Genomic DNA, 19,264 nt, shown 5'->3' with positions numbered 1-19,264 from the left:
ATCGTCCTTGACGACACCGGCCAAAAGCCGCACGACTTGGCCGTTACGCGCCCCTTTCCCCCGAGACCGCCTTGTCCGTCACATCCCCCCGGCATTCGTCGCTGTTCACCCCGATCCTGATCGGCGGGTCGATCATCCTGCTGATCAACTTTTCGCTGCGCGCCAGCTTCGGCGTGTTCCAGATCCCCATCGCGCAGGATTACGGCTGGGCGCGGGCCGAGTTCTCGCTGGCCATCGCGATCCAGAACCTCGCCTGGGGGATCGGCCAGCCGATCTTCGGCGCGCTGGCGGAAAAATGGGGCGACCGGATGGCGATCATCCTCGGCTCTCTGCTTTATGCGGCAGGGCTGGCGATCAGCGCCTTCGTGACGACGCCCGGCGCGATGCAGTTCTGGGAAATCGCCGTGGGGCTTGGCATCGCGGGCAGCGGCTTCGGCGTGATCCTGGCCATCGTGGGCCGCGCGGCCAGCGACGAAAACCGCAGCCTCGCCCTTGGCATCGCCACCGCCGCCGGATCGGCGGGGCAGGTGATCGGCGCGCCGCTGGCGCAGGGCCTGCTGGCCGTCATGGGCTGGCAGAGCGTCTTTCTGGTCTTTGCAGGGCTGGCGCTGACGATGATGCTTTTCCTGCCGATGCTTGGCCCCGGCAGGCCCGCTTCGCCCGCACAGCTCGAAGACGGGATGGGCCGCACCCTGATCCGCGCCTTCCGCGACCCGTCCTATCTGATGATCTTCGCGGGCTTCTTTTCCTGCGGCTACCAGCTTGCCTTCGTCACCGCCCATTTCCCGGCGATGGTGACCGAGATGTGCGGACCCATCGCATCCGACGGGCTGCTGGCCTCGCTTGGCATATCGACGACCTCGGCGCTGGGGGCGGTGGCCATCGCGCTGATCGGGCTGGCCAATATCGCAGGCTCGATCGGGGCGGGGTGGCTGGGCAACCGCTACAGCCGCAAATACCTGCTGGCGATCGTCTATGCGCTGCGCACCATCGCCGCCGCGGCCTTCATCCTGATGCCGATCACGCCCGCCAGCGTGGTGGTTTTCTCGCTGGTGATGGGGTCGCTGTGGCTGGCGACGGTGCCGCTGACCTCGGGGCTGGTCGCCTATATCTACGGGCTGCGCTACATGGGGACGCTTTACGGTTTCGTGTTCCTGTCGCACCAGGTGGGGTCCTTCCTGGGCGTCTGGCTGGGCGGCAAGCTTTACGACAGCTACGGCGACTATACGCTGGTGTGGTGGGTCGGCGTGGGCGTGGGCGCCTTCTCGGCGCTGATCCACCTGCCGATCCGCGAACGCCCCGCCGGGCTGGCCGCCACCCCGGCCTGAGGCGGGGGACGACAGGAAGGAGAGGCGCCATGCCCGGCACGGGCAGCCACGATCAGCGCGTGACCATCCTGATGGCGGTGCGCGACGGCGCGCGATACCTGCCCGCGCAACTGGACAGCATCGCCGCGCAAAGCCTGGACGGCTGGCGCCTGCTGGCCAGCGACGACGGCTCGACCGACGAAAGCCGCGCCCTGATCGACCGCTTCGCCGCGACGCACCCGCAAGGCAGGGTGCTGCTGCTGACCGGACCCGGCCAGGGTCCCGCCGCGAATTTCCGCCACCTGCTGCGCGCGGTTCCCGAAAACGGGGGCCTCGTGGCCTTTGGCGATCAGGACGATGTCTGGCTGCCGGACAAGCTGGAACGCGCCGCCCGCGCGCTGGCAGGGCTGGACGGTCCCGCGATCTGGTGCAGCAGCGTCACCATCTGCGACGAGGCGCTGCGGCCGCTGGCGGTCTCGACCCTGCCGCGGCGCGGGCCGTCCTTTCGCCATGCGCTGGTCCAGAACCTCGTGCGGGGCAATACGCTGGTGCTGAACCCCGCCGCCTTTCGCCTGACCGCCGCCGCAGATGCCGAAACCGGGCCGGTCGTCATGCATGACTGGTGGATCTATCAGCTTGTGACCGGGGCAGGGGGCCGCGTCATCTTCGACCCTCGGCCTTCGGTGCTTTACCGCCAGCACGGCGCGAATGTGGTGGGCGGCGCGCGCGGGCTGCGGGCGCGGCTGACGGCGGCGGGGCGCCTGGTCCTTGGCGCCCATCGCGGATGGAGCCGCCGGAACCTGCTGGCCCTGCATCCCTCGCGCCACCGCCTGACGCCCGAAAACCGCCGGGTGCTGGACGATTTCGCGCGGCTGCAAGACCCCCTGCCCCAACGCATCGCCGCCTTGCGCCGGGGCGGGTTTCACCGTCAGGGGCGGCTGGAACAGCTTGCCCTGTGGGCCGCCGTCCTGCTAGGCCGCGCATGAGCGGCCTCAGGGCAACCGGGCAGCGGCCCGCCCCGCCCCCGGCGCGTGGGCTATATGTTGACCTGCCGCGGACCCGCGCCTAAGTTCGTCGCCTGACGGCGCGCCGCAGCCGCACCGCCGCATATCCTTGCCGAAAGGGCCTTACGGATGACCCCCGTCAATATCATCTGCGTCAAATGGGGCACGAAATACGGCCCCGATTACGTCGGCAAGCTGCATTCGATGGTGCGGCGCAATATCTCGCGCCCCTTCCGCTTCGTCTGCTTCACCGACGACGCCACCGGCATCCCCGAGGGGATCGAGACCCATCCCCTGCCCCTGATCGGCATCGAGGATTTCGACGCCCAACGCGGCTGGACGCGGGCGCATGGCTGGCTGAAGGTCACCAGCTTCGCCGCCGACCTGGCCGGGCTGAACGGGCCGACGCTGTTTCTGGACCTCGATATCGTCATCACCGGCAGCCTCGATCCCTTCTTCGATGTCGAGGGCGAGTTCATCGTCATCAAGGAATGGGACAAGAAGGACGCGACCGGCAACACCTCGACCTATCGCTTCGAGGCGGGGGGCCACGCCGACCTGATCGCGCATCTGGCAAACAACCTGCAATCCGCGCAGACCGATTTCCGCAACGAGCAGGAATTCGTCACCGACTATTTCCACAAGCAGGGCAAGCTCAGCTATTGGCCGCAGGGCTGGTGCGTCAGCTTCAAGCGCCATTGCATCCCCTGGCCGCTGGGCTGGTTCGGCACCGCACGCATCCCCGAGGGCGCGAAGATCGTCACCTTCCACGGCAAGCCCAACCCCCATGACGCCATCGCCGGGCGCAGCGGGAAATGGTATCGCCGCGTCCGGCCCGCCGCCTGGGTCGATAAGCTTTGGCGCTAGATCCGATGCAGCCCAAGGTCGCGACAGACCGGCAGGGCGGGCAGACCGTCTGGTATGACCCGGCGCTGTTTCACACCTTCCCGCCCGCGCTGTTCGATCCCGCGCGGCTGGAACGGGACGGGCTGGTCACGGGCCGCTCGACCGGGCGCAACACGGCGCATTTCTTCCGCCACGCGGGGCATGAAATGGTGCTGCGCCACTATTACCGCGGCGGCATGGTCGGGCGTATCAACCGCGACCTGTTCCTGCGCCAGCCGGTGGCGCAAAGCCGCGCGATGCAGGAATACGCGCTGCTGGACTGGATGCGCGGGCAAGGGCTGCCGGTGCCGCGCCCCTGCGCGGCGCGGTTCAGCCCGGCGATGGGTCTGTTCTATCGCGCCGATCTGGTCACGCAGATGCTGCCCGGCACCCGCACGCTGGCCGACAGCCTGCACGACGCGCCCCCGCCCGAGGTCTGGGCCGAAATCGGCCGCACCATCGCCCGGTTCCACGCCCATGACGTCTGCCATTCCGACCTGAATTGCCGCAACATCCTGCTGGACGGGGCGGGCAAGGTCTGGCTGATCGACTTCGACAAATCCGCGCGCCGCCCGGACGGGGCATGGAAGCAGGGCAATATCGACCGGCTGGAACGCTCGTTGCGCAAGGAAGCCGCCAGCGGCCCCGCCGCCGCCCCTTGGGATGATGCCGGATGGGCCGCGCTGGTCGCGGGCCATGCGCAGGCCCGCGCCGCGTAACCCCCTTCCTTCCCGGCCCCGCCTGCGTTAAACGCAGCCATCTATGCAGAAGGAGACCCCAATGGGCTACAAGGTCGTTGTCGCCGGCGCCACGGGGAACGTGGGCCGTGAAATGCTGAACATCCTGGCCGAGCGCCAGTTTCCCGCTGATGAGGTGATCGCTCTGGCTTCGCGCCGGAGCATCGGCACCGAGGTCAGCTATGGCGACAAGACCCTCAAGACCAAGGACATCGAGGGCTTCGACTTCACCGGCTGCGACATGGCGCTGTTCGCCATCGGCTCGGACGCGACGAAGAAATACGCGCCCGTCGCAGCCGAACAGGGCTGCGTGGTGATCGACAATTCGTCGCTTTACCGCTACGACCCCGAAATCCCGCTGATCGTCCCCGAGGTGAACCCGGATGCGATCGAGGATTACCGCAACAAGATGATCATCGCGAACCCCAACTGCTCGACCGCGCAGATGGTGTTGGCGCTGAAGCCGCTGCACGACCGCGCGCGGATCAGGCGCGTCGTGGTCAGCACCTACCAATCCGTTTCCGGTGCCGGGAAAGAGGGGCTGGACGAGCTGTGGGACCAGACCAAGGGCATGTATGTGCCCGGCCAAGAGGTCGAGCCGAAGAAGTTCCAAAAGCAGATCGCCTTCAACGTGATCCCGCAGATCGACGTCTTCATGGACAGCGGCGACACCAAGGAAGAATGGAAGATGGTGGTCGAGACAAAGAAGATCGTCGATCCCGCGATCAAAGTCACGGCGACCTGCGTGCGCGTCCCGGTCTTCGTCGGCCATGCAGAATCGATCAATATCGAGTTCGAGGACTTCCTTGACGAGGACGAGGCCCGCGACATCCTGCGCGAGGCACCCGGCATCCTTGTCGTCGACAAGCGCGAACCGGGCGGCTACACCACGCCGGTCGAATGCGTGGGCGATTTCGCCACCTATATCAGCCGCATCCGCCAGGACGTGACCGTGGAAAACGGGCTGAACCTGTGGTGCGTTTCCGACAACCTGCGCAAGGGCGCGGCGCTGAACGCGGTCCAGATCGCCGAACTGCTGGGCAATCGGGTGCTGAAAAAGGGCTGAAACGCCCATCACGATAGCTTGACGCAGAGGGCGCCCTTCCGGGTGCCCTCTTGCTTTTCGGGCCGCGCTCGGGGACGCTTCGCGCAGGAATTTCAAGAGGTATCCCCCCATGCGCCCCATCCTGCTTTCGACCGCGCTGGCGCTTTGCGCGACCCCGCTCTGGGCCGAACGGTTCGAGGCGACGGCCCCGGTCCGCACGGTCACGCTTTACCCTTGGGGCGCCAATATCACCCGGCTGGCCGAGGTGGCCGCCCCCGCCGGCGCGCATGAGATCGTCATTCCCGGCATGCCGCAGGACATGGACCCGGCTTCGCTGCGCATCGCGGCGGATGGGGCGACGGTCGGCGCGGTGTCCCTGCAAGAGGCGCGCGCCCTGCCCGCCGACGGCGCCAAGACCCCCGCCATCGTCGAGGCCGAGGCCGAGGTTCACCGGCTGGAGAACGCCCTGCGCGAACGCGACGCCCGCACCGCCGCCATCCGTGCCCGCGCCGCAGCCGCCGAGGACAGCCAGCGTTTCCTGCTGGCGCTGGCCCAGTCCGAAGGGCTGGGGTCCGCCGATCTGGTCGAAACCATGCGCATCGTGCGCGAGCAGATGCTGGAAGCGCGCCAGACCATGATCGCCGCCGAAACCGAGGCCGCCGCCAGCGAACAGGGCCGCGAGGACGATGAGGCCGCCCTGTCGCGCGCCCGCGCCCGGCTGGACGCCCTGCGTGCGCCCGATGGCCCGGAACGGGCGCTGGTCGTCGCAGTGGAAAGCGCGGGCGAACCGTTCACCCTTGAAATCACCGCATTTTCGCAGGAGGCAAGCTGGCAGCCGGTCTATGACCTGCGCCTCGACCGCGAGGCGGGGCGCCTGTCGCTGGACCGCAACCTGATGGTGGCGCAATCCTCGGGCGAGGATTGGCAGGACGTCGCGCTGACGCTTTCGACCGCGCGCCCCTCGGATCAATCCGCGCCCAGCAGGCTGGATCCGTGGTTCCCCCGGCTGAGCGACCCGGTCGAGGTGCCGCAGATGACGGCCTCGCGCCAGATGGCCGCAGCACCCGTGGCCGAAATGGCCGCCGACGCCTCGGGCGGTATCGCCGGGGCCGCCGTCGCGCGGATGATGGGGGCGACGGTGGTCTACGACTACCCGACCCCGGTGACGATCCGCAGCGGCGTCGATGCGCTGCGGCTGAAGCTGGACAGCCGCGACCTTTCCCCCGAAATCCGGGCCGAGGCCGTGCCCGCGCGCGATTCCTCGGCCTATCTGGTGGCCGAGACGGCGAACTCGCTGGACGAGGTGATCCTGCCGGGCGAGGCCACGCTTTACGCCGACGGCGCGATGGTCGGGCGCCACCATCTGGACCTGATCCCGGCGGGCGAGGAATTCGACCTGGGCTTCGGTCCCATCGACGGGCTGGTCGCCGAATACGAGGTGCCCGAACAGGCCGAGGGCGGGCGCGGCATCATCTCGCGCTCCAGCAGCAGCACGCAGACCGCGCTTTTGCGGGTCCGCAACCTGACCGGGCAGGAATGGCCGCTGCGGGTGATCGGGCAGGTGCCGGTCGCAACCCAGGACGACCTGAAGATCGCCTGGTCCGCCGACCCCCGCCCCAGTGCCGAAAACCCCGACGGCGAACGCGGCATCCTGCATTGGGACGCCACCATCGCCCCGCAAGAGGTGCGGGAAATCACGCTGCGCACCGAAATGAACTGGCCCGAGGGCAAGGTGCTGACCGGCATGCGCTGAACCGGCGGCCTGCGGCATCGGGGCGGTTTTTCATCACCGCGCGAAAATGATAGGCTTGCGCGGAATGCAGCACAGGAGAAGTTGGGCATGGATATCCGCTTTGACGGCAAGACCGCCCTGGTCACGGGCGCCGCTTCCGGCATCGGCGCGGCCATCGCGCTGGACCTTGGCCGCGCGGGCGCGCTGGTCATCGTCGCAGACCTGAACGAATCGGCGGCGGGCAAGGTCGCCGAACAGATCCGCGCCGAGGGCGGCAAGGCCCTCGCCGCAGGCGGCGACGTGGCCGAGCCGAAGGTGGTCGAAGGGCTGGTCGATCTGGCCCGGCAGAACGGCGGGCTGCACCTGCTGGTCAACAACGCGGGCATCGGCGGCGAAAGCAACCCGACGGGCGAATATTCGCTGGAGGGCTGGCACAAGGTCATCGACGTGAACCTGCATTCGGTCTTTTACGGCATGCGCTATGGCATCCCGGCGATGCTGGATGCGGGCGGGGGCGCGATCGTCAACATGGCCTCGATCCTGGGTTCGGTCGGCTTCGCGGGGTCGGGCGCCTATGTCGCGGCCAAGCATGCCGTGATCGGGCTGACCAAGGCGGCGGCGATGGAATACGGCGACAAGGGCATTCGCGTGAACTCGGTCGGCCCGGCCTTCATCGACACGCCGCTGCTGTCGCATATGGGGCAGGACACCATCGACTGGCTGGTCGGCAAGCACCCCATCGGACGGCTTGGCCGGTCCGAAGAGGTGTCCTCGCTTGTGCTGTTCCTGCTGTCCGACCAGGCCAGCTTCATCACCGGCAGCTATCACCTGGTGGACGGCGGCTATACCGCGCCGTGACTATTTCCGAAAGGCGGCCACGATGTCGATCGCCTCGGCGAAATCGTAATGGTGATTGCCGATGAAGAAGCCGTTGCGGTCGATTTCCTCGGCATTGACCATCCGGCCGTGCAATTCGTGATCCATCATCGACAGCACCGGGTTCTTGGTGAAGTTGCCGCTGACGATGGGGCGGGTGTCAAAGCCCAGTTCCCCGAAACGCGCCAGCACCTGGCCGCGCGTCAGCCCGGAATCCGGGCGCAGGATCAGGGCAAAGCCGAACCAGCTTGACCGGCCGACCTCGCGCTGGATGCGAAAGATCGGGTGGCCCGCCATCGCACTTGCGAAATGCGCGCCGTTGCGGCGGCGGCCTTCGATCAGCGCGGGCAGTTTCTTCAACTGCTCGACCCCGATCGCGCCGGACATTTCCAACGGACGAAGGTTGTAGCCGGGCAGGACGAAGCGAAAGCTTTCCTCGAAGGGATCGTCGCTCTTTTCGCCCGTCAGCCGGTTGGTTTTCGGCAGGTTCCGCGTCCAGCCATGCGCGCGAAGTGCCAGCAGGATGTGATAGAGTTCCTCGTCATCCGTGACGACCAGCCCGCCCTCCATCGTGGAAATATGATGCGAGAAGAAGCTGGAAAACGTCCCCATCACCCCGAATGTCCCGGTCTGGCAGCCCTGGAAAGTCGCACCAAGGGATTCACAGTTGTCCTCGATCAGAACGATGCGGCGCTGGCCGATGATCTCGCGGATGCGGGCGAAGTCCTGCGGATTGCCCAGCAGGTTCACGGCCATGATCGCGCGGGTGCGGTCCGTCACCGCCCCGGCCAGCGCGTCGAGGTCGTAGTTCAGCGTTTCGGCGTCGATATCGACGAATTTCATCCGCAGCCCGTATTGATGCAGCGGGTAGAAGGTCGTGGACCACGACACGGCGGGCACGATCACCTCATCGCCCGGCTCAAGCCTCAGCTCGGGGTTCGAACTGTAGCGCAGCGCCGCGACCATCACGAGGTTGGCCGAGGACCCCGAGTTGACCATCACCGCATGGCGGCTGCCGGCAAAGGCTGCGAAATCGGCCTCGAACCGGGCGACTTCCGGTCCCATCGAATACTGGTCCGAGGCGATGACGCGCTGGATGGCGTCGATCTCGGCCTGATCCCAGGAAGAGGTCGCAAGGGGGAAACGGGCGGTCATCTGGATTGCTCCTGAAGGTAGAATTGATAGGTGGCGCGGATGCCGTCTGCCAGCGAGGTGCGGGGCGCCCACCCCCACCGGCTTTGCAGCCCGACATCCAGCAGCTTTTGCCGCATGCCGACCGGGCGGGTCAGGTCGTGGGTGAAACGCCCGCCCCAGCCGACGGCCTCGGCGACGATGCGGTAATAATCACTGATCGAATGGTCATGCCCCGGCCCGATGTTCAGCACCGGCGGCAGCGCGGCGGGATCCGTCAGCGCGCGGATGATCGCATCGGCCAGGTCGGGGGCGAACATGAACTCGCGCCGGGCGGTGCCGTCGCCCCAGATCTCGACCTCGGGCTGGTCGCGCAGCATGGCCTCGTGGATCTTGTGGATGATCGCGGGCACCAGATGCGAATGGCGCGGGTCGAACTTGTCCCACGGCCCGTAAAGATTGCAGGGGATCAACGTGCGATAATTCAGCGCGGGGTTTTCGCGCAGCGCATATTCGCAAAGCCGCATGGCGGTGATCTTGGCCAGCGCATAGCCTTCGTTGGTGGGTTCCAGCGCGCCGGTCAGGACCTGGTCCTCGCGCAGGCCGTGGCCCAGTTCGCGCGGATAGATGCAGCTTGAGGCAAGGTTGATCAGCGTTGGTATACCCGCCTCAAGGCAGGCGGTCACGATGTTGACGCCGATCAGGGTGTTGTCGGCCAGAAAGCGCACCGGCTCGGCCATGTTGGCGTGGATGCCGCCGACGACGCCCGCGGCATGGACCACGGCATCGGGGCGGTGATCGGCCAGCCAGCGCCGGACCGCCGCGCCATCGCGCAGATCGAGCTGGCCCGAGGACGGCGCCAGCACCTGCCACGCCGCCGCACCCGGATGGGCGGCCAGGTTCCGGCCCACCATCCCCCGCGCGCCTGTGATCAGAAGTTTCGGCTTTTCGCCCGTGGAAGCCATCTTGTCCCCTCAGTTGTCTTCGACGGAAACCGCCAGTTCCATGCCATGCGCCTTCAGCAGGGCGTGGCGGCGGGCGGTCTTGAGGTCCTCGGCCACCATTTCGGCGCACATCTGCTGCACGGTGATCTCGGGCACCCAGCCCAGCTTTTCGCGCGCCTTGGTGGGGTCGCCCAGCAGGGTCTCGACCTCGGCGGGGCGGAAATAGCGCGGGTCGATGCGCATGATCACGTCGCCGGGTTTCAGCGCCGGGGCCTTGTCGCCGGTGACGCGGGCGACCACGGCGACCTCATCCACGCCGCTGCCGCGAAACTCCAGCGTGATCCCCAGCTCAGTGGCGGACCATTCGATGAACTGGCGCACCGAATATTGCACGCCGGTCGCGATCACGAAATCCTCGGGCGCGTCCTGTTGCAGCATCATCCACTGCATGCGGACGTAATCCCTGGCGTGACCCCAGTCGCGCAGCGCGTCGATATTGCCCATATAGAGGCAAGGCTCGATCCCCTGCGCGATATTGGCCAGCCCGCGCGTGATCTTGCGGGTCACGAAAGTCTCGCCCCGGCGGGGGGATTCGTGGTTGAACAGGATGCCGTTGCTGGCGTGGATCCCGTAAGCCTCGCGGTAATTCACCGTGATCCAATAGGCATACATCTTGGCCACCGCATAGGGTGAGCGGGGATAAAACGGCGTCGTTTCGCGTTGCGGGATTTCCTGCACCAGGCCGTAAAGCTCGGACGTGGAGGCCTGGTAGAAACGGGTCTTTTTCTCAAGCCCCAGGAAACGGATCGCCTCCAGCAGGCGCAGCGTGCCGATGGCATCGACATCGGCGGTATATTCGGGGGCCTCGAAACTGACGGCGACATGGGATTGCGCACCGAGGTTATAGACCTCATCCGGTTCGATCTGCGAAATCAGCCGGGTCAGGTTCGAGGTATCGGACAGGTCGCCGTAATGCAGCCGCAGCCGCGGCGTTTCATGCGGATCCTGAAAGATATGGTCGATCCGCTGCGTGTTGAAGGACGAGGCGCGGCGCTTGATGCCGTGAACCTCATAACCCTTTTCCAGCAGGAATTCGGCCAGATATGAACCATCCTGTCCGGTGATTCCGGTAATCAATGCCTTTTTCATCAATCGGTTCCTTCAATACTGATTACGCAAGCAACATGAAAAACCCCGCGAAACAGCCGCGAAGGACGGCTGGTCCGGGTCGTGAAAGGGGCCGGCGGCCCGTCTGTGGGAAAGGGGATCGCGCGCGGGGCCTTGCCCGCTGTGACAGCGATCGGTCGGTCCTGCCGCGCGATCGGGCGCGGCGGGGGCGGGGCTTCTAGCCCTTGGCGCCTTGTCCGCGCGAATAGACATCCTCATAGCGGATGATGTCGTCTTCGCCCAGATAGGGGCCGGTCTGCACCTCGATCAGCACCATCGGCACCTTGCCGGGGTTTTCCATGCGGTGAACCGCGCCCAGGGGGACATAGATCGACTGGTTTTCCGTGACCAGCCTGACCTCGTCATCGACCGTGACGCGGGCCGTGCCCTCGACCACGATCCAATGTTCCGAACGGTGATGGTGGCTTTGCAGCGACAGCGCGGCGCCGGGATGCACGACGATGCGCTTGACCTGAAAACGCGGGCCAAGCACCAGCGTCTCATACCAGCCCCAGGGGCGGTAATCGCGCGGTAGCGTCTCGGCCTGCGGCGCGCCGCGTTGCTTGAGCAGGTCGACGGCCATCTTGACGTCCTGCGCGCGGTCCTTGGGCGCGACCAGCACCGCGTCGGGCATGGCGATGGCGATGATGTTGTCGAGGCCGATCCCGACCAGCACCTGGCCTTCGGATTCGGCACGCAGCAGCGAATCGCGGCAATCGATGGCCTCGGCGGCGCCCTGGCAGGCGGTGCCCTGTGCATCCGGCCCCTGTTCGCGCCAGACGGCATCCCAGCCGCCAAGGTCCGACCAGCCGTCGGCATAGGGCACCACGGCCAGGTTGGGGGCCTTTTCCATCACCGCGTAATCGACCGAAATCGAAGGCGCGGCGGCAAAGCTTTCGGGGTCCAGCCGCAGGAAGCCCAGGTCGGGCTGCGCCCCGTCCAGCGACGCCGCGACCGGCGCCACGCAATCGGGCGCATGGTCGCGGAAGGCCGCGACCAGGTCGGCGGCGCGCGCCAGGAAGATGCCTGCATTCCACAGGTAATTGCCCGAGGCAAGCATCTCGCCCGCCCGCGCGGCATCGGGCTTTTCGACGAAGCGGCGCAGATCGACGGCCGCGCCCGAAGAGTCGGGGGCCGCGCCCAGTTCCAGATAGCCATAGCCGGTCTCGGGGCGGTCGGGCGCGATGCCGAAGGTGACGATCTTTCCCGCCCGCACCGCTGGCAGGCCGCGCGCCACCGCCCGGCAGAACGCCGCGCCATCCGGAATGGCGTGGTCCGAGGGGGTGATCAGCAGGACCGCCTCGGGGTCCTGCGATTGCAGGTAAAGCGCCGCTGCCAGCACCGCCGGGGCGGTGTTGCGCGGTTCCGGTTCGATCAGGATCGCGCCGGGATCGACGCCGGCCTGGGCCAGTTGCTCGGTCACGACAAAGCGGAAATCGCTGCCGGTGACGATCAGCGGCCTGGCAAAGCCCGGCTCGCGCCCCCAGAAACGCAGGGCGGCTTGCTGGAAAAGGGTGTGATCGCCCAGGATATTCGCGAATTGCTTGGGATAGGATTTGCGGGAAAGCGGCCACAGGCGCGTCCCCGCGCCCCCAGCCAGAAGCACGGGGGTAACAAAACTTGCAATGGCCATGTTTTCCAACGGGAAAGACTGATCTGACCCCGACTAAACACGAGATCGGCCATCCGTTCAAGCCTGTCCCGTGCCGCCTGAACTCAACCAGATGGTGTCATGGACCGGGACAAAAGCAGAGCGCGCAAGGGGCATCGGCGCAGATGTCCGCCGTGGGCGAAAGCGGGTTCACAGGTGTGGATCGCCAAGCATGGCAGGTTCGGCCGGGGTGGGGCCGGTGCGCGCGGCGGCAGGTTTGCGCGGCGTCCCGCCCGGCGCGGCAGCAGGTGCGGAATGGGCGAAGCGCACCATGACACGCCCCCCGCCAAGCGGACGCAGCGACCACGACAGCAACCCGCCCCCAGGTCCCGCCATCGCACCCGAAGCGGGGTCCGAAACATGCGTCCGAAGCAGTTCGCGCAGCGCGGAAAAGCCAGGCCCCTCGCCCGCGCTTTCCTGCCAGACCGCCAGATGGGCGCCGACCGTGTCGCGGATATCGTCACCCCACAGCACGTCATAGCCGCGGTTCGACATGGCAAGCTGCCCACTTCCGCCAAAAACGGCGATGGCGTCGTCCAGGGCGTCCAGCGCCTCTTTCCCCTGGGTCAGTTCGGCGCGGAACTTGCGGGTCAGCATCACCTCGGACGTGATGTCCTCGAACAGGAAGGCCACGGCGCCATCGGGGTGCGGACGGCCGCTGACGCGATAGGTCTGCCCGCCCGGCAGGGTCCAGGTTTCCGAGTGGTGACCCGAGGCGGCGGATTTTTCCAGCGTGTTCATCTGGTTGCGCCAACTGCGGTAATCCTTGGGTTCAGGCACCATGCGGGCCTCGCGCAGCCGGTCCAGAAAGGCGTAAAGCGTGGGCCGGGCCGTCAGGAAGCTGGCCGACAGGCTGGTCAGGTCGATCAGCGCCGGGTTGAAAAGCTGCAAGTGGCGGTCGCGGTCGAAGATCGCCATCCCGATCGGCAGGCCCGCGAAGGTCTTGGTCAGGGTCTGGACGAATTCGCGCAGGCTGCGCTCCGCCTTGACGGCGGCATCGGCGGGCAGGGCGATCACCACCGTCTGCCCGTCGAGGGGGCGGGTGTGACACTCGAACCAATGCACATGCCCGTCCTCGGTGATCTGGGCGCGGCGCGGCGACAGCGGTTGCAGGTTGCGCACCGGCAGTTCGACCAGGCGCGGCAGGGGCCACAGGATTTCACCGTCCCGCGCCTGGCGCTCGGCCAGGCGGAAATAGGCCGAGTTCGCCCAGGTGATCACGCCCTGCGCATCCTCGCGCCAGGCCAGCATGGGGGAACTGTCCATCGCCCCGCGCAGCAGCCCGATTTCCTCGCGCATGGCGGCAAGGGTCAGCGAATCGACCAGGCTGCCCGCGTGTTCCCATGCCGGGTCGTCCAGCGTGATGCGCAGCACGCCATCGCCCAGATCCTCGAACCGGGCGTGCAGGGGGGCGTTGCCGTCGCCGCGCCTCTCGGTCAGTTCGGCGTGGCCCCGGTCGGCCAGCGCGGCGGCGAAACCGTCGCGACATTCGGGCAGGCGCAGCGCCAGCCATGCCGACAGCCGATGCCATTCGTCTTCGCCCGGCAGGACATCCAGCAACGCGCGCGCGGGCGTCGTCGCGTCGATCAGCTTGCCCTTGCGGAACAGGAACGTCATCGGTTCCAGCCCGCCGTCCATGCCGATCCGGCGATACCGCCAACCACCCAGGAAAGGCAGCGCGGCAAGCGTGACAAGCGCCATGACCGCCGAGAGGGTCCCGGCACCGACCGCGAGAATAATATCAGAAGCCATCAACCAATCCGCCCAACAATCCCTCCGGATTTAGGCATATTAGATTAAAATTTGGTTAATATGTCTGCAATCAGCCCCGGATCTCGGGATTTTCGCCCAGGGGCTTGCGGGAATCGGCCTCGATCAGCGCCCGCGGCCAGGTCACGCTGACCAGCGCGCCCTTGTCCGCATTGGAAAAGCCGATCCGCGCGCCCGACCGTTCCAGCAGCGCCTTGGCGATGAAAAGCCCCAGGCCCATGCCCTCGTAGCCGCGCCCGTCCTCGGACCGGGGGCGGGTCGTCAGGAAGGGTTGGCCCAGCCTTGGCAGCAGCGAGGGCGGATAGCCCGGCCCGTCGTCCGAAATCCGCAGGCGCAACTGCTGCGCGGTCCATTCGGCGCGCACATCGACGCGGGTCTGGGCGAAATCGACGGCGTTCTGCACCAGGTTGCGCAAGCCGTGCATGATCGCGGCATCGCGGTGGACGTGATCGCCCTGCCCCTCGACCGCGATGGCGATGTCGATGCCGCGGTTCATATGCGGCTCGGCGGCTTCATAAAGCAGGTCGTCCAGCAAGGCGGTGCGGATCATCAGGTCGTCCTTGCCCGCCCTGCCCATCGAGCGCAGGATATCCGTGCAGCGGTCCACCGACTGGCGCAGGGTCGCAAGGTCCTCGGCCAGGTCGGGACGCTCGACCGGAAGGCTGTCCAGCTCATCCGCCAGTTCGGCGCTGATCAGCTTGATGGTGGCCAGCGGGCTGCCCATCTCATGCGCGGCGGCGGCGATGACCCCGCCCAGGTGTTGCAGCTTCTGTTCACGCTCCAGCGCCATGCGCGCGGCAAACAGCGCGTCCGAGGTCGCGACCAGGTCCGCCGCGACGCGATGCGCATAGATCGCCAGAAAGACGACCCCGATCACGATGGCCACCCAATGGCCGAACTGAAAGCGCCGGTCCAGCACGAGCTGGGCGCCCGATTCGAAGGCAAGCGGCGCCGCGACAAGGCTGCCCAAGGTCACCATGACCAGCGCCGCGCCACCAAGCGCGACCATATGCCGCGTCGGAAGCGAGGTCGCCGCGATCGTCACCGGCACCATCACCAGCAGCGCGAAAGGGTTGGTCATCCCCCCCGTCAGCGCCAGCAGGGCCGAGATCTGCCACAGGTCGAATCCAAGCTGCAACGCCGCCACCCGGTCCGAGATCCGCGGCACCGGGCGCAGCGACAGAAACAGGTTCAGCCCCGCGCCAAGCCCGATCAGCGCCAGCACGGGCACCAGCGGCAGCACGACGCCCATCAGCACCGCCGCCATCACCGCGACAAGCTGGCCCGCCACGGCCACCCAGCGCAGCATCACCAGCGTCTGCAACCGGATCGGCTCGGGCGCGGGCTGGCCGGGCAGCATCGTGATCCTGCGGTTGACGATGCCTATGGCCATTGCGGGTCTCCTCTGCCAATCGGGGCTGGATCTTGATAATAAGGACAGGGCGGGCGTTCAACGCCCTTGCAAGGAAACGGAGTGATGCGATGAAGGCGGACAACAAAGTCCTGGCGATATCGGCGGGAATTGCGGCCATCGTCCTGATCGGGGGCGGATGGTGGCTGACGCGCGGCAATGCGGCCAATGATTACGCGCAATGCCAGCGGTCGGTGGTCGCGGGCGGCATGGACGCTTTCGGCGGGCCTTTCACCCTGACGGACCAGCGCGGGGAACGGGTGACCGACCGGCAGGTCTTCGACAAGCCGTCCCTGCTTTATTTCGGCTATACCTATTGCCCCGACGTCTGCCCGCTGGATGCCGCGCGCAATGCCGAGGCCGTCGATCTGCTTGAGGAAGACGGGATCGAGGTCACCCCCGTCATGGTCAGCGTCGATCCCGCCCGCGATACGCCCGAGGTGCTTGCCGATTTCGCCGAGATGTTTCACCCGCGCATGATCGGACTGACGGGAACGCGGGAAGAAATCGCCGATGTCGCGAAATCCTGGCGCACGATCTACCGGGTCAACGACCAGGACGATCCCGATTATTACCTGGTCGATCACATGACCCAGACCTATCTGGTCATGCCGGGCACGCAGACCGTCGAATTCTTCAGCCGCGATACCGAACCGCAGGAAATGGCCGAACAGGTCGCCTGTTTCGTCAACGCTTCGGGCTGAGATATAGGCAAATCGACACATGGGCAAATTGACGCTGGATGCGTTTCTACCTACATTCGGACCAGCTTGGAAAAAGAAGGAAAGCCCCCGTGTCGCAATCCGAAATCGGCGCCGATCCCAGCCTTCTTCTCGTCGATGACGACGAGATCTTTCTGAACCGGCTTGCCCGGGCAATGGAAAAGCGGGGGTTTGCGGTAATCCGCGCGGTTTCGGTGGCCCAGGCCAGGGCCGAGGTGGAAAGGCGCGCCCCGGCCTATGCGGTGGTGGACCTGCGGCTTGAGGACGGCAACGGGCTGGACGTCGTGGATGCCCTGCGCGCCCGGCGCGAGGATGCTCGCATCGTCGTGCTGACCGGATATGGCGCAATTGCAACGGCGGTCGCGGCGGTAAAGATGGGGGCGACGGATTACCTTTCCAAACCCGCCGACGCCGACGATGTGATGCGCGCGCTTTTGCCCCATGATGAAACCCTGCCACCCGCCCCCGAGGCGCCGATGTCGGCGGACCGCGTTCGCTGGGAACATATCCAGCGCGTATTCGAACAATGTGATCGCAATGTCAGCGAAACCGCCCGCAGGCTGCATATGCACCGCCGGACATTGCAGCGGATTCTGGCCAAAAGAAGTCCGCGTTAAATCCTCATCTTGCAAATTCCGATTAACGTGAATTATCTTTCACGCGTAAACCTCATTTGCAGGAAACCCATAAATGTCGATTAACCTGGAAACCCTGTCGCTCGCCGAACTCCGCGATCTTCGCAATAAAGTCGAAAAGGCGATTTCGTCCTATGAAGAGCGCCGCCGGAAAGAGGCGCTGGCCGCCGTCGAACTGGCTGCGCGTGAACATGGTTTCAACCTGGCCGAACTGACCGGTGCCAAACCCGCACGTTCGCGCATTGCGGCGAAATACGCAAACCCCGCCGATCCCAGCCAGACCTGGAGCGGGCGCGGACGCAAGCCGCGCTGGATTCAGGAATACCTGGAATCGGGCAAGCCGATCGAAGACCTTTCGATCTGATTTCCCTCTCTCCATTCGCATCCGCCTGTCGCGGATGCGAATGGAACCCTCGGGGCCATTATGCCCCATTCCCATCCATCAGCGAAACGATCAGTTCGAATCGCTGCAGGAATGCCTGCCGCGTTTCCAGCGGCGGCCTGAGGCGGATGGAATAGCCCTCCGCATCCGCACTTTTGGGCAGCCGGAACAGCCTGTTTGCCTCGGGCCGGGTAAAGCCGGCGATATGGACGGCCTCGATCCAGGCGGAAATGCGGTCGGCGGACTTGATGTCCCGTTTCACAGGCGCCGGTATCTGGACCGGCAATCCGAAACGGCGGTGAACGGCGGCGGAGATGCGCTGGTCCATTTCCCCGTATTCGCGGCCCAATGCGGACTTGACCGGGGAAATCATGTCTCCGATCACATATTCGGGCGCATCGTGCAAAAGTGCCGCCAGCCGCCAGCGCGGATCCGGGTCCAGGGTAATATCGGTAAATATCCGCTCGACCAGGATCGAGTGTTCGGCGACCGTATAGGCCCAGTCCCCGCGCGTCTGTCCGTTCCAGCGCGCCACGAAGGACAGGCCGTGGGCGATGTCCTGGACCTCGATATCGACGGGGGTGGGGTTCAGCAGGTCCAGCCTGCGTCCCGACAGCATCCGTTGCCAGGCGCGCTTTGCGGGGTCGGCCATGATCGTTCCGTTCGTTCTGGCGGTGGAAAAGCGAAAAGGCCGCACCATCACAGTGCGGCCCGGAAAACGGCTGAAGGGGCCGCAGATCAGGAAAGCTGCTGCTCGGCCGGTTTCTCGGCCTGCGCGCGGCGGGCCAGTTCCTGACGATACAGCGCCACGAAATCGACCGGATCCATGTTGAAGGGCGGAAAGCCCCCGTCCCGCGTCACGTCCGAGATGATGCGGCGCACGAAGGGAAACAGCATCCGGGGGCATTCGATCAGCAGGAAGGGATGCAGCTGCTGTTCCTCGACGCCTTCGACATGGAAGACCCCGCCATAATCCAGCTCGCAGATGAAAAGCGGCGTCTTGTCGGCGGAATTGACCGAGTTCACGCGGAACTTCATGATGATTTCATACTGGTGGTCGTTCTGGCGCTTGCGCGCGTCCAGGCTGACCTGCACGTTGATCTCGGGCTTGACCTCGCCACCAGGCAGGCCCTTTTGCGCGACCGCGTTTTCAAAGGAAAGATCGCGGATATATTGGGTCAGGATCTGCATGCGGACAGGCTGGGGCTGCTTGGCCTCGGGCTGCGCGGGGGCGGCCGCCTGGCCATTGGTTTCTTCGGTCATCTGTCATCCTCCTTGGATTTGCGGTGGTTCTAGCACCGCAAGACCCGCCCCTCAATGGCGCGTCCAGCCCGAATTTCCGGGCCGTCCATCGTCATCCTGCCCCCGCGCGCCCGTTTCCGGCGGCAGATAGGGGTCGTCCTGGATCACATATTCGCCATCTATCACGCCCGCGTCGCGTTCATGCGGAAAACCATAGCTGACCCGCACCCCCCTGGCGCGGGCGGCAACCCGGCGCAGGATCAGGTTGCGCACGGGCGGAAGCAGCAGCAAAAGCGCCAGCGCATCGGTGAAAAAACCCGGCACGATCAGCAGGATACCGGCCAGCGCCAGCAAAGTGCGATGCGCCATCGGGCGCGCCGGATCGCGTAGCTGGTCCAGCGATTGCTGCAAGTCCAGCGCCGCCTGCATCCCCTGCCAGCGGATCAGCGCCACCCCCGCGAAAGCCGCCAGGACGACCAGCCCCAGCACCGCCCAGACGCCGATTTCGCCGCCCACGACGACGAACAGCGCGATTTCGATGATCGGCAGCAGCAGGAATATCCATAAAAAGCGCATCTGGGGGTCCCCTTGGACGAGTTGGCGGCGGGGCGAAACTGGACTCG

At 66.1% G+C, this 19,264-nt stretch carries 19 protein-coding genes; 10 read left to right on the top strand and 9 right to left on the bottom strand.

The features are described from left to right. Positions 1–71: 71 nt before the first annotated feature. From Q0O97_RS03190 to Q0O97_RS03160, 7 genes are all read left to right on the top strand, one after another. Positions 72–1,328, top strand: a complete 1,257-nt coding sequence (locus Q0O97_RS03190; protein WP_294924767.1) for an MFS transporter — start codon at positions 72–74, stop codon at positions 1,326–1,328. A gap of 29 nt (positions 1,329–1,357) precedes the next feature. Next, entirely contained in the window at positions 1,358–2,293 is a 936-nt protein-coding gene (locus Q0O97_RS03185; protein WP_294924764.1) for a glycosyltransferase family 2 protein, read from the top strand. A gap of 147 nt (positions 2,294–2,440) precedes the next feature. Continuing rightward, positions 2,441–3,178: a glycosyl transferase gene (locus Q0O97_RS03180; RefSeq protein ID WP_294924761.1), complete on the top strand. Its 738-nt coding sequence runs from the start codon at positions 2,441–2,443 to the stop codon at positions 3,176–3,178. A 5-nt stretch (positions 3,179–3,183) separates the two neighbouring features. Continuing rightward, entirely contained in the window at positions 3,184–3,915 is a 732-nt protein-coding gene (locus Q0O97_RS03175; RefSeq protein WP_294924758.1) for a 3-deoxy-D-manno-octulosonic acid kinase, read from the top strand. 61 nt (positions 3,916–3,976) lie between these two features. After that, positions 3,977–4,999 (top strand): aspartate-semialdehyde dehydrogenase, encoded by a 1,023-nt coding sequence (locus tag Q0O97_RS03170; RefSeq protein WP_294924755.1) that lies wholly within the window; start codon positions 3,977–3,979, stop codon positions 4,997–4,999. 109 nt (positions 5,000–5,108) lie between these two features. Then, the gene (locus Q0O97_RS03165; protein ID WP_294924752.1) at positions 5,109–6,731 is read left to right on the top strand and encodes a DUF4139 domain-containing protein; all 1,623 of its coding nucleotides are present in this window, start codon (positions 5,109–5,111) and stop codon (positions 6,729–6,731) included. An 87-nt stretch (positions 6,732–6,818) separates the two neighbouring features. Continuing rightward, positions 6,819–7,568 carry an SDR family NAD(P)-dependent oxidoreductase gene (locus Q0O97_RS03160; RefSeq protein ID WP_294924749.1) on the top strand — a complete coding sequence of 250 codons (750 nt, stop codon included), beginning with the start codon at positions 6,819–6,821 and terminating at the stop codon, positions 7,566–7,568. Here Q0O97_RS03160 and Q0O97_RS03155 read toward each other — a convergent pair whose 3' ends face one another. The 6 genes from Q0O97_RS03155 to Q0O97_RS03130 form a co-directional block, all read right to left on the bottom strand. Then, a complete protein-coding gene (locus Q0O97_RS03155) occupies positions 7,569–8,741 on the bottom strand; it encodes a DegT/DnrJ/EryC1/StrS family aminotransferase (RefSeq protein ID WP_294924746.1) in 1,173 nt (390 codons plus the stop codon). Continuing rightward, positions 8,738–9,682, bottom strand: coding sequence for a GDP-L-fucose synthase (locus Q0O97_RS03150; protein ID WP_294924743.1), 945 nt, complete (start codon positions 9,680–9,682; stop codon positions 8,738–8,740). The genes Q0O97_RS03155 and Q0O97_RS03150 overlap by 4 nt, the downstream gene beginning before the upstream one ends. 9 nt (positions 9,683–9,691) lie before the next feature. Continuing rightward, positions 9,692–10,810 (bottom strand): GDP-mannose 4,6-dehydratase, encoded by a 1,119-nt coding sequence (gmd, locus tag Q0O97_RS03145; RefSeq protein WP_294924740.1) that lies wholly within the window; start codon positions 10,808–10,810, stop codon positions 9,692–9,694. Positions 10,811–11,006: 196 nt separating this feature from the next. Next, positions 11,007–12,461, bottom strand: coding sequence for a mannose-1-phosphate guanylyltransferase/mannose-6-phosphate isomerase (locus Q0O97_RS03140; RefSeq protein WP_294924737.1), 1,455 nt, complete (start codon positions 12,459–12,461; stop codon positions 11,007–11,009). Between the two features lie 168 nt (positions 12,462–12,629). Further along, positions 12,630–14,231: a PAS-domain containing protein gene (locus Q0O97_RS03135; RefSeq protein WP_294924735.1), complete on the bottom strand. Its 1,602-nt coding sequence runs from the start codon at positions 14,229–14,231 to the stop codon at positions 12,630–12,632. A gap of 70 nt (positions 14,232–14,301) precedes the next feature. Further along, complete coding sequence (locus Q0O97_RS03130; RefSeq protein WP_294924732.1) at positions 14,302–15,642, bottom strand: ActS/PrrB/RegB family redox-sensitive histidine kinase; 1,341 nt, start codon at positions 15,640–15,642, stop codon at positions 14,302–14,304. Between the two features lie 89 nt (positions 15,643–15,731). Between Q0O97_RS03130 and Q0O97_RS03125 the strand changes: the two genes are divergently transcribed. The 3 genes from Q0O97_RS03125 (at position 15,732) to Q0O97_RS03115 (ending at position 17,381) form a co-directional block, all read left to right on the top strand. Further along, complete coding sequence (locus tag Q0O97_RS03125; protein WP_294924729.1) at positions 15,732–16,364, top strand: SCO family protein; 633 nt, start codon at positions 15,732–15,734, stop codon at positions 16,362–16,364. 89 nt (positions 16,365–16,453) lie between these two features. After that, entirely contained in the window at positions 16,454–16,999 is a 546-nt protein-coding gene (locus Q0O97_RS03120; RefSeq protein WP_294924725.1) for an ActR/PrrA/RegA family redox response regulator transcription factor, read from the top strand. A gap of 73 nt (positions 17,000–17,072) precedes the next feature. Then, a complete protein-coding gene (locus Q0O97_RS03115) occupies positions 17,073–17,381 on the top strand; it encodes an H-NS histone family protein (RefSeq protein WP_294924723.1) in 309 nt (102 codons plus the stop codon). Between the two features lie 58 nt (positions 17,382–17,439). On the opposite strand, the gene Q0O97_RS03110 is transcribed toward Q0O97_RS03115, so the two are convergent. The 3 genes from Q0O97_RS03110 to Q0O97_RS03100 form a co-directional block, all read right to left on the bottom strand. Beyond that, a complete protein-coding gene (locus Q0O97_RS03110; RefSeq protein WP_294924720.1) occupies positions 17,440–18,051 on the bottom strand; it encodes an HD family hydrolase in 612 nt (203 codons plus the stop codon). Between the two features lie 86 nt (positions 18,052–18,137). Next, entirely contained in the window at positions 18,138–18,662 is a 525-nt protein-coding gene (secB, locus tag Q0O97_RS03105) for a protein-export chaperone SecB (RefSeq protein ID WP_294924717.1), read from the bottom strand. A 51-nt stretch (positions 18,663–18,713) separates the two neighbouring features. Continuing rightward, the gene (locus Q0O97_RS03100) at positions 18,714–19,217 is read right to left on the bottom strand and encodes an FxsA family protein (protein WP_294924714.1); all 504 of its coding nucleotides are present in this window, start codon (positions 19,215–19,217) and stop codon (positions 18,714–18,716) included. Between the last annotated feature and the right edge of the window lie 47 nt (positions 19,218–19,264).

The organism is uncultured Paracoccus sp., assembly GCF_945915435.1.
In the GTDB taxonomy this organism is placed as follows: domain Bacteria; phylum Pseudomonadota; class Alphaproteobacteria; order Rhodobacterales; family Rhodobacteraceae; genus Paracoccus.
The sequence above is the reverse complement of the archived record's forward strand: the minus strand, read 5'-3'. Positions and strand labels throughout refer to the sequence as shown.

Bases quoted from the DNA above. Each gene is read 5' to 3' on its own strand.
- Q0O97_RS03185 (WP_294924764.1), top strand. From the start codon at position 1,358: ATGCCCGGCACGGGCAGCCACGATCAGCGCGTGACCATCCTGATGGCG.
- Q0O97_RS03180 (WP_294924761.1), top strand. From the start codon at position 2,441: ATGACCCCCGTCAATATCATCTGCGTCAAATGGGGCACGAAATACGGC.
- Q0O97_RS03175 (WP_294924758.1), top strand. From the start codon at position 3,184: ATGCAGCCCAAGGTCGCGACAGACCGGCAGGGCGGGCAGACCGTCTGG.
- Q0O97_RS03170 (WP_294924755.1), top strand. From the start codon at position 3,977: ATGGGCTACAAGGTCGTTGTCGCCGGCGCCACGGGGAACGTGGGCCGT.
- Q0O97_RS03165 (WP_294924752.1), top strand. From the start codon at position 5,109: ATGCGCCCCATCCTGCTTTCGACCGCGCTGGCGCTTTGCGCGACCCCG.
- Q0O97_RS03160 (WP_294924749.1), top strand. From the start codon at position 6,819: ATGGATATCCGCTTTGACGGCAAGACCGCCCTGGTCACGGGCGCCGCT.
- Q0O97_RS03155 (WP_294924746.1), bottom strand. From the start codon at position 8,741: ATGACCGCCCGTTTCCCCCTTGCGACCTCTTCCTGGGATCAGGCCGAG.
- Q0O97_RS03150 (WP_294924743.1), bottom strand. From the start codon at position 9,682: ATGGCTTCCACGGGCGAAAAGCCGAAACTTCTGATCACAGGCGCGCGG.
- gmd (WP_294924740.1), bottom strand. From the start codon at position 10,810: ATGAAAAAGGCATTGATTACCGGAATCACCGGACAGGATGGTTCATAT.
- Q0O97_RS03140 (WP_294924737.1), bottom strand. From the start codon at position 12,461: ATGGCCATTGCAAGTTTTGTTACCCCCGTGCTTCTGGCTGGGGGCGCG.
- Q0O97_RS03135 (WP_294924735.1), bottom strand. From the start codon at position 14,231: ATGGCTTCTGATATTATTCTCGCGGTCGGTGCCGGGACCCTCTCGGCG.
- Q0O97_RS03130 (WP_294924732.1), bottom strand. From the start codon at position 15,642: ATGGCCATAGGCATCGTCAACCGCAGGATCACGATGCTGCCCGGCCAG.
- Q0O97_RS03125 (WP_294924729.1), top strand. From the start codon at position 15,732: ATGAAGGCGGACAACAAAGTCCTGGCGATATCGGCGGGAATTGCGGCC.
- Q0O97_RS03115 (WP_294924723.1), top strand. From the start codon at position 17,073: ATGTCGATTAACCTGGAAACCCTGTCGCTCGCCGAACTCCGCGATCTT.
- Q0O97_RS03110 (WP_294924720.1), bottom strand. From the start codon at position 18,051: ATGGCCGACCCCGCAAAGCGCGCCTGGCAACGGATGCTGTCGGGACGC.
- secB (WP_294924717.1), bottom strand. From the start codon at position 18,662: ATGACCGAAGAAACCAATGGCCAGGCGGCCGCCCCCGCGCAGCCCGAG.
- Q0O97_RS03100 (WP_294924714.1), bottom strand. From the start codon at position 19,217: ATGCGCTTTTTATGGATATTCCTGCTGCTGCCGATCATCGAAATCGCG.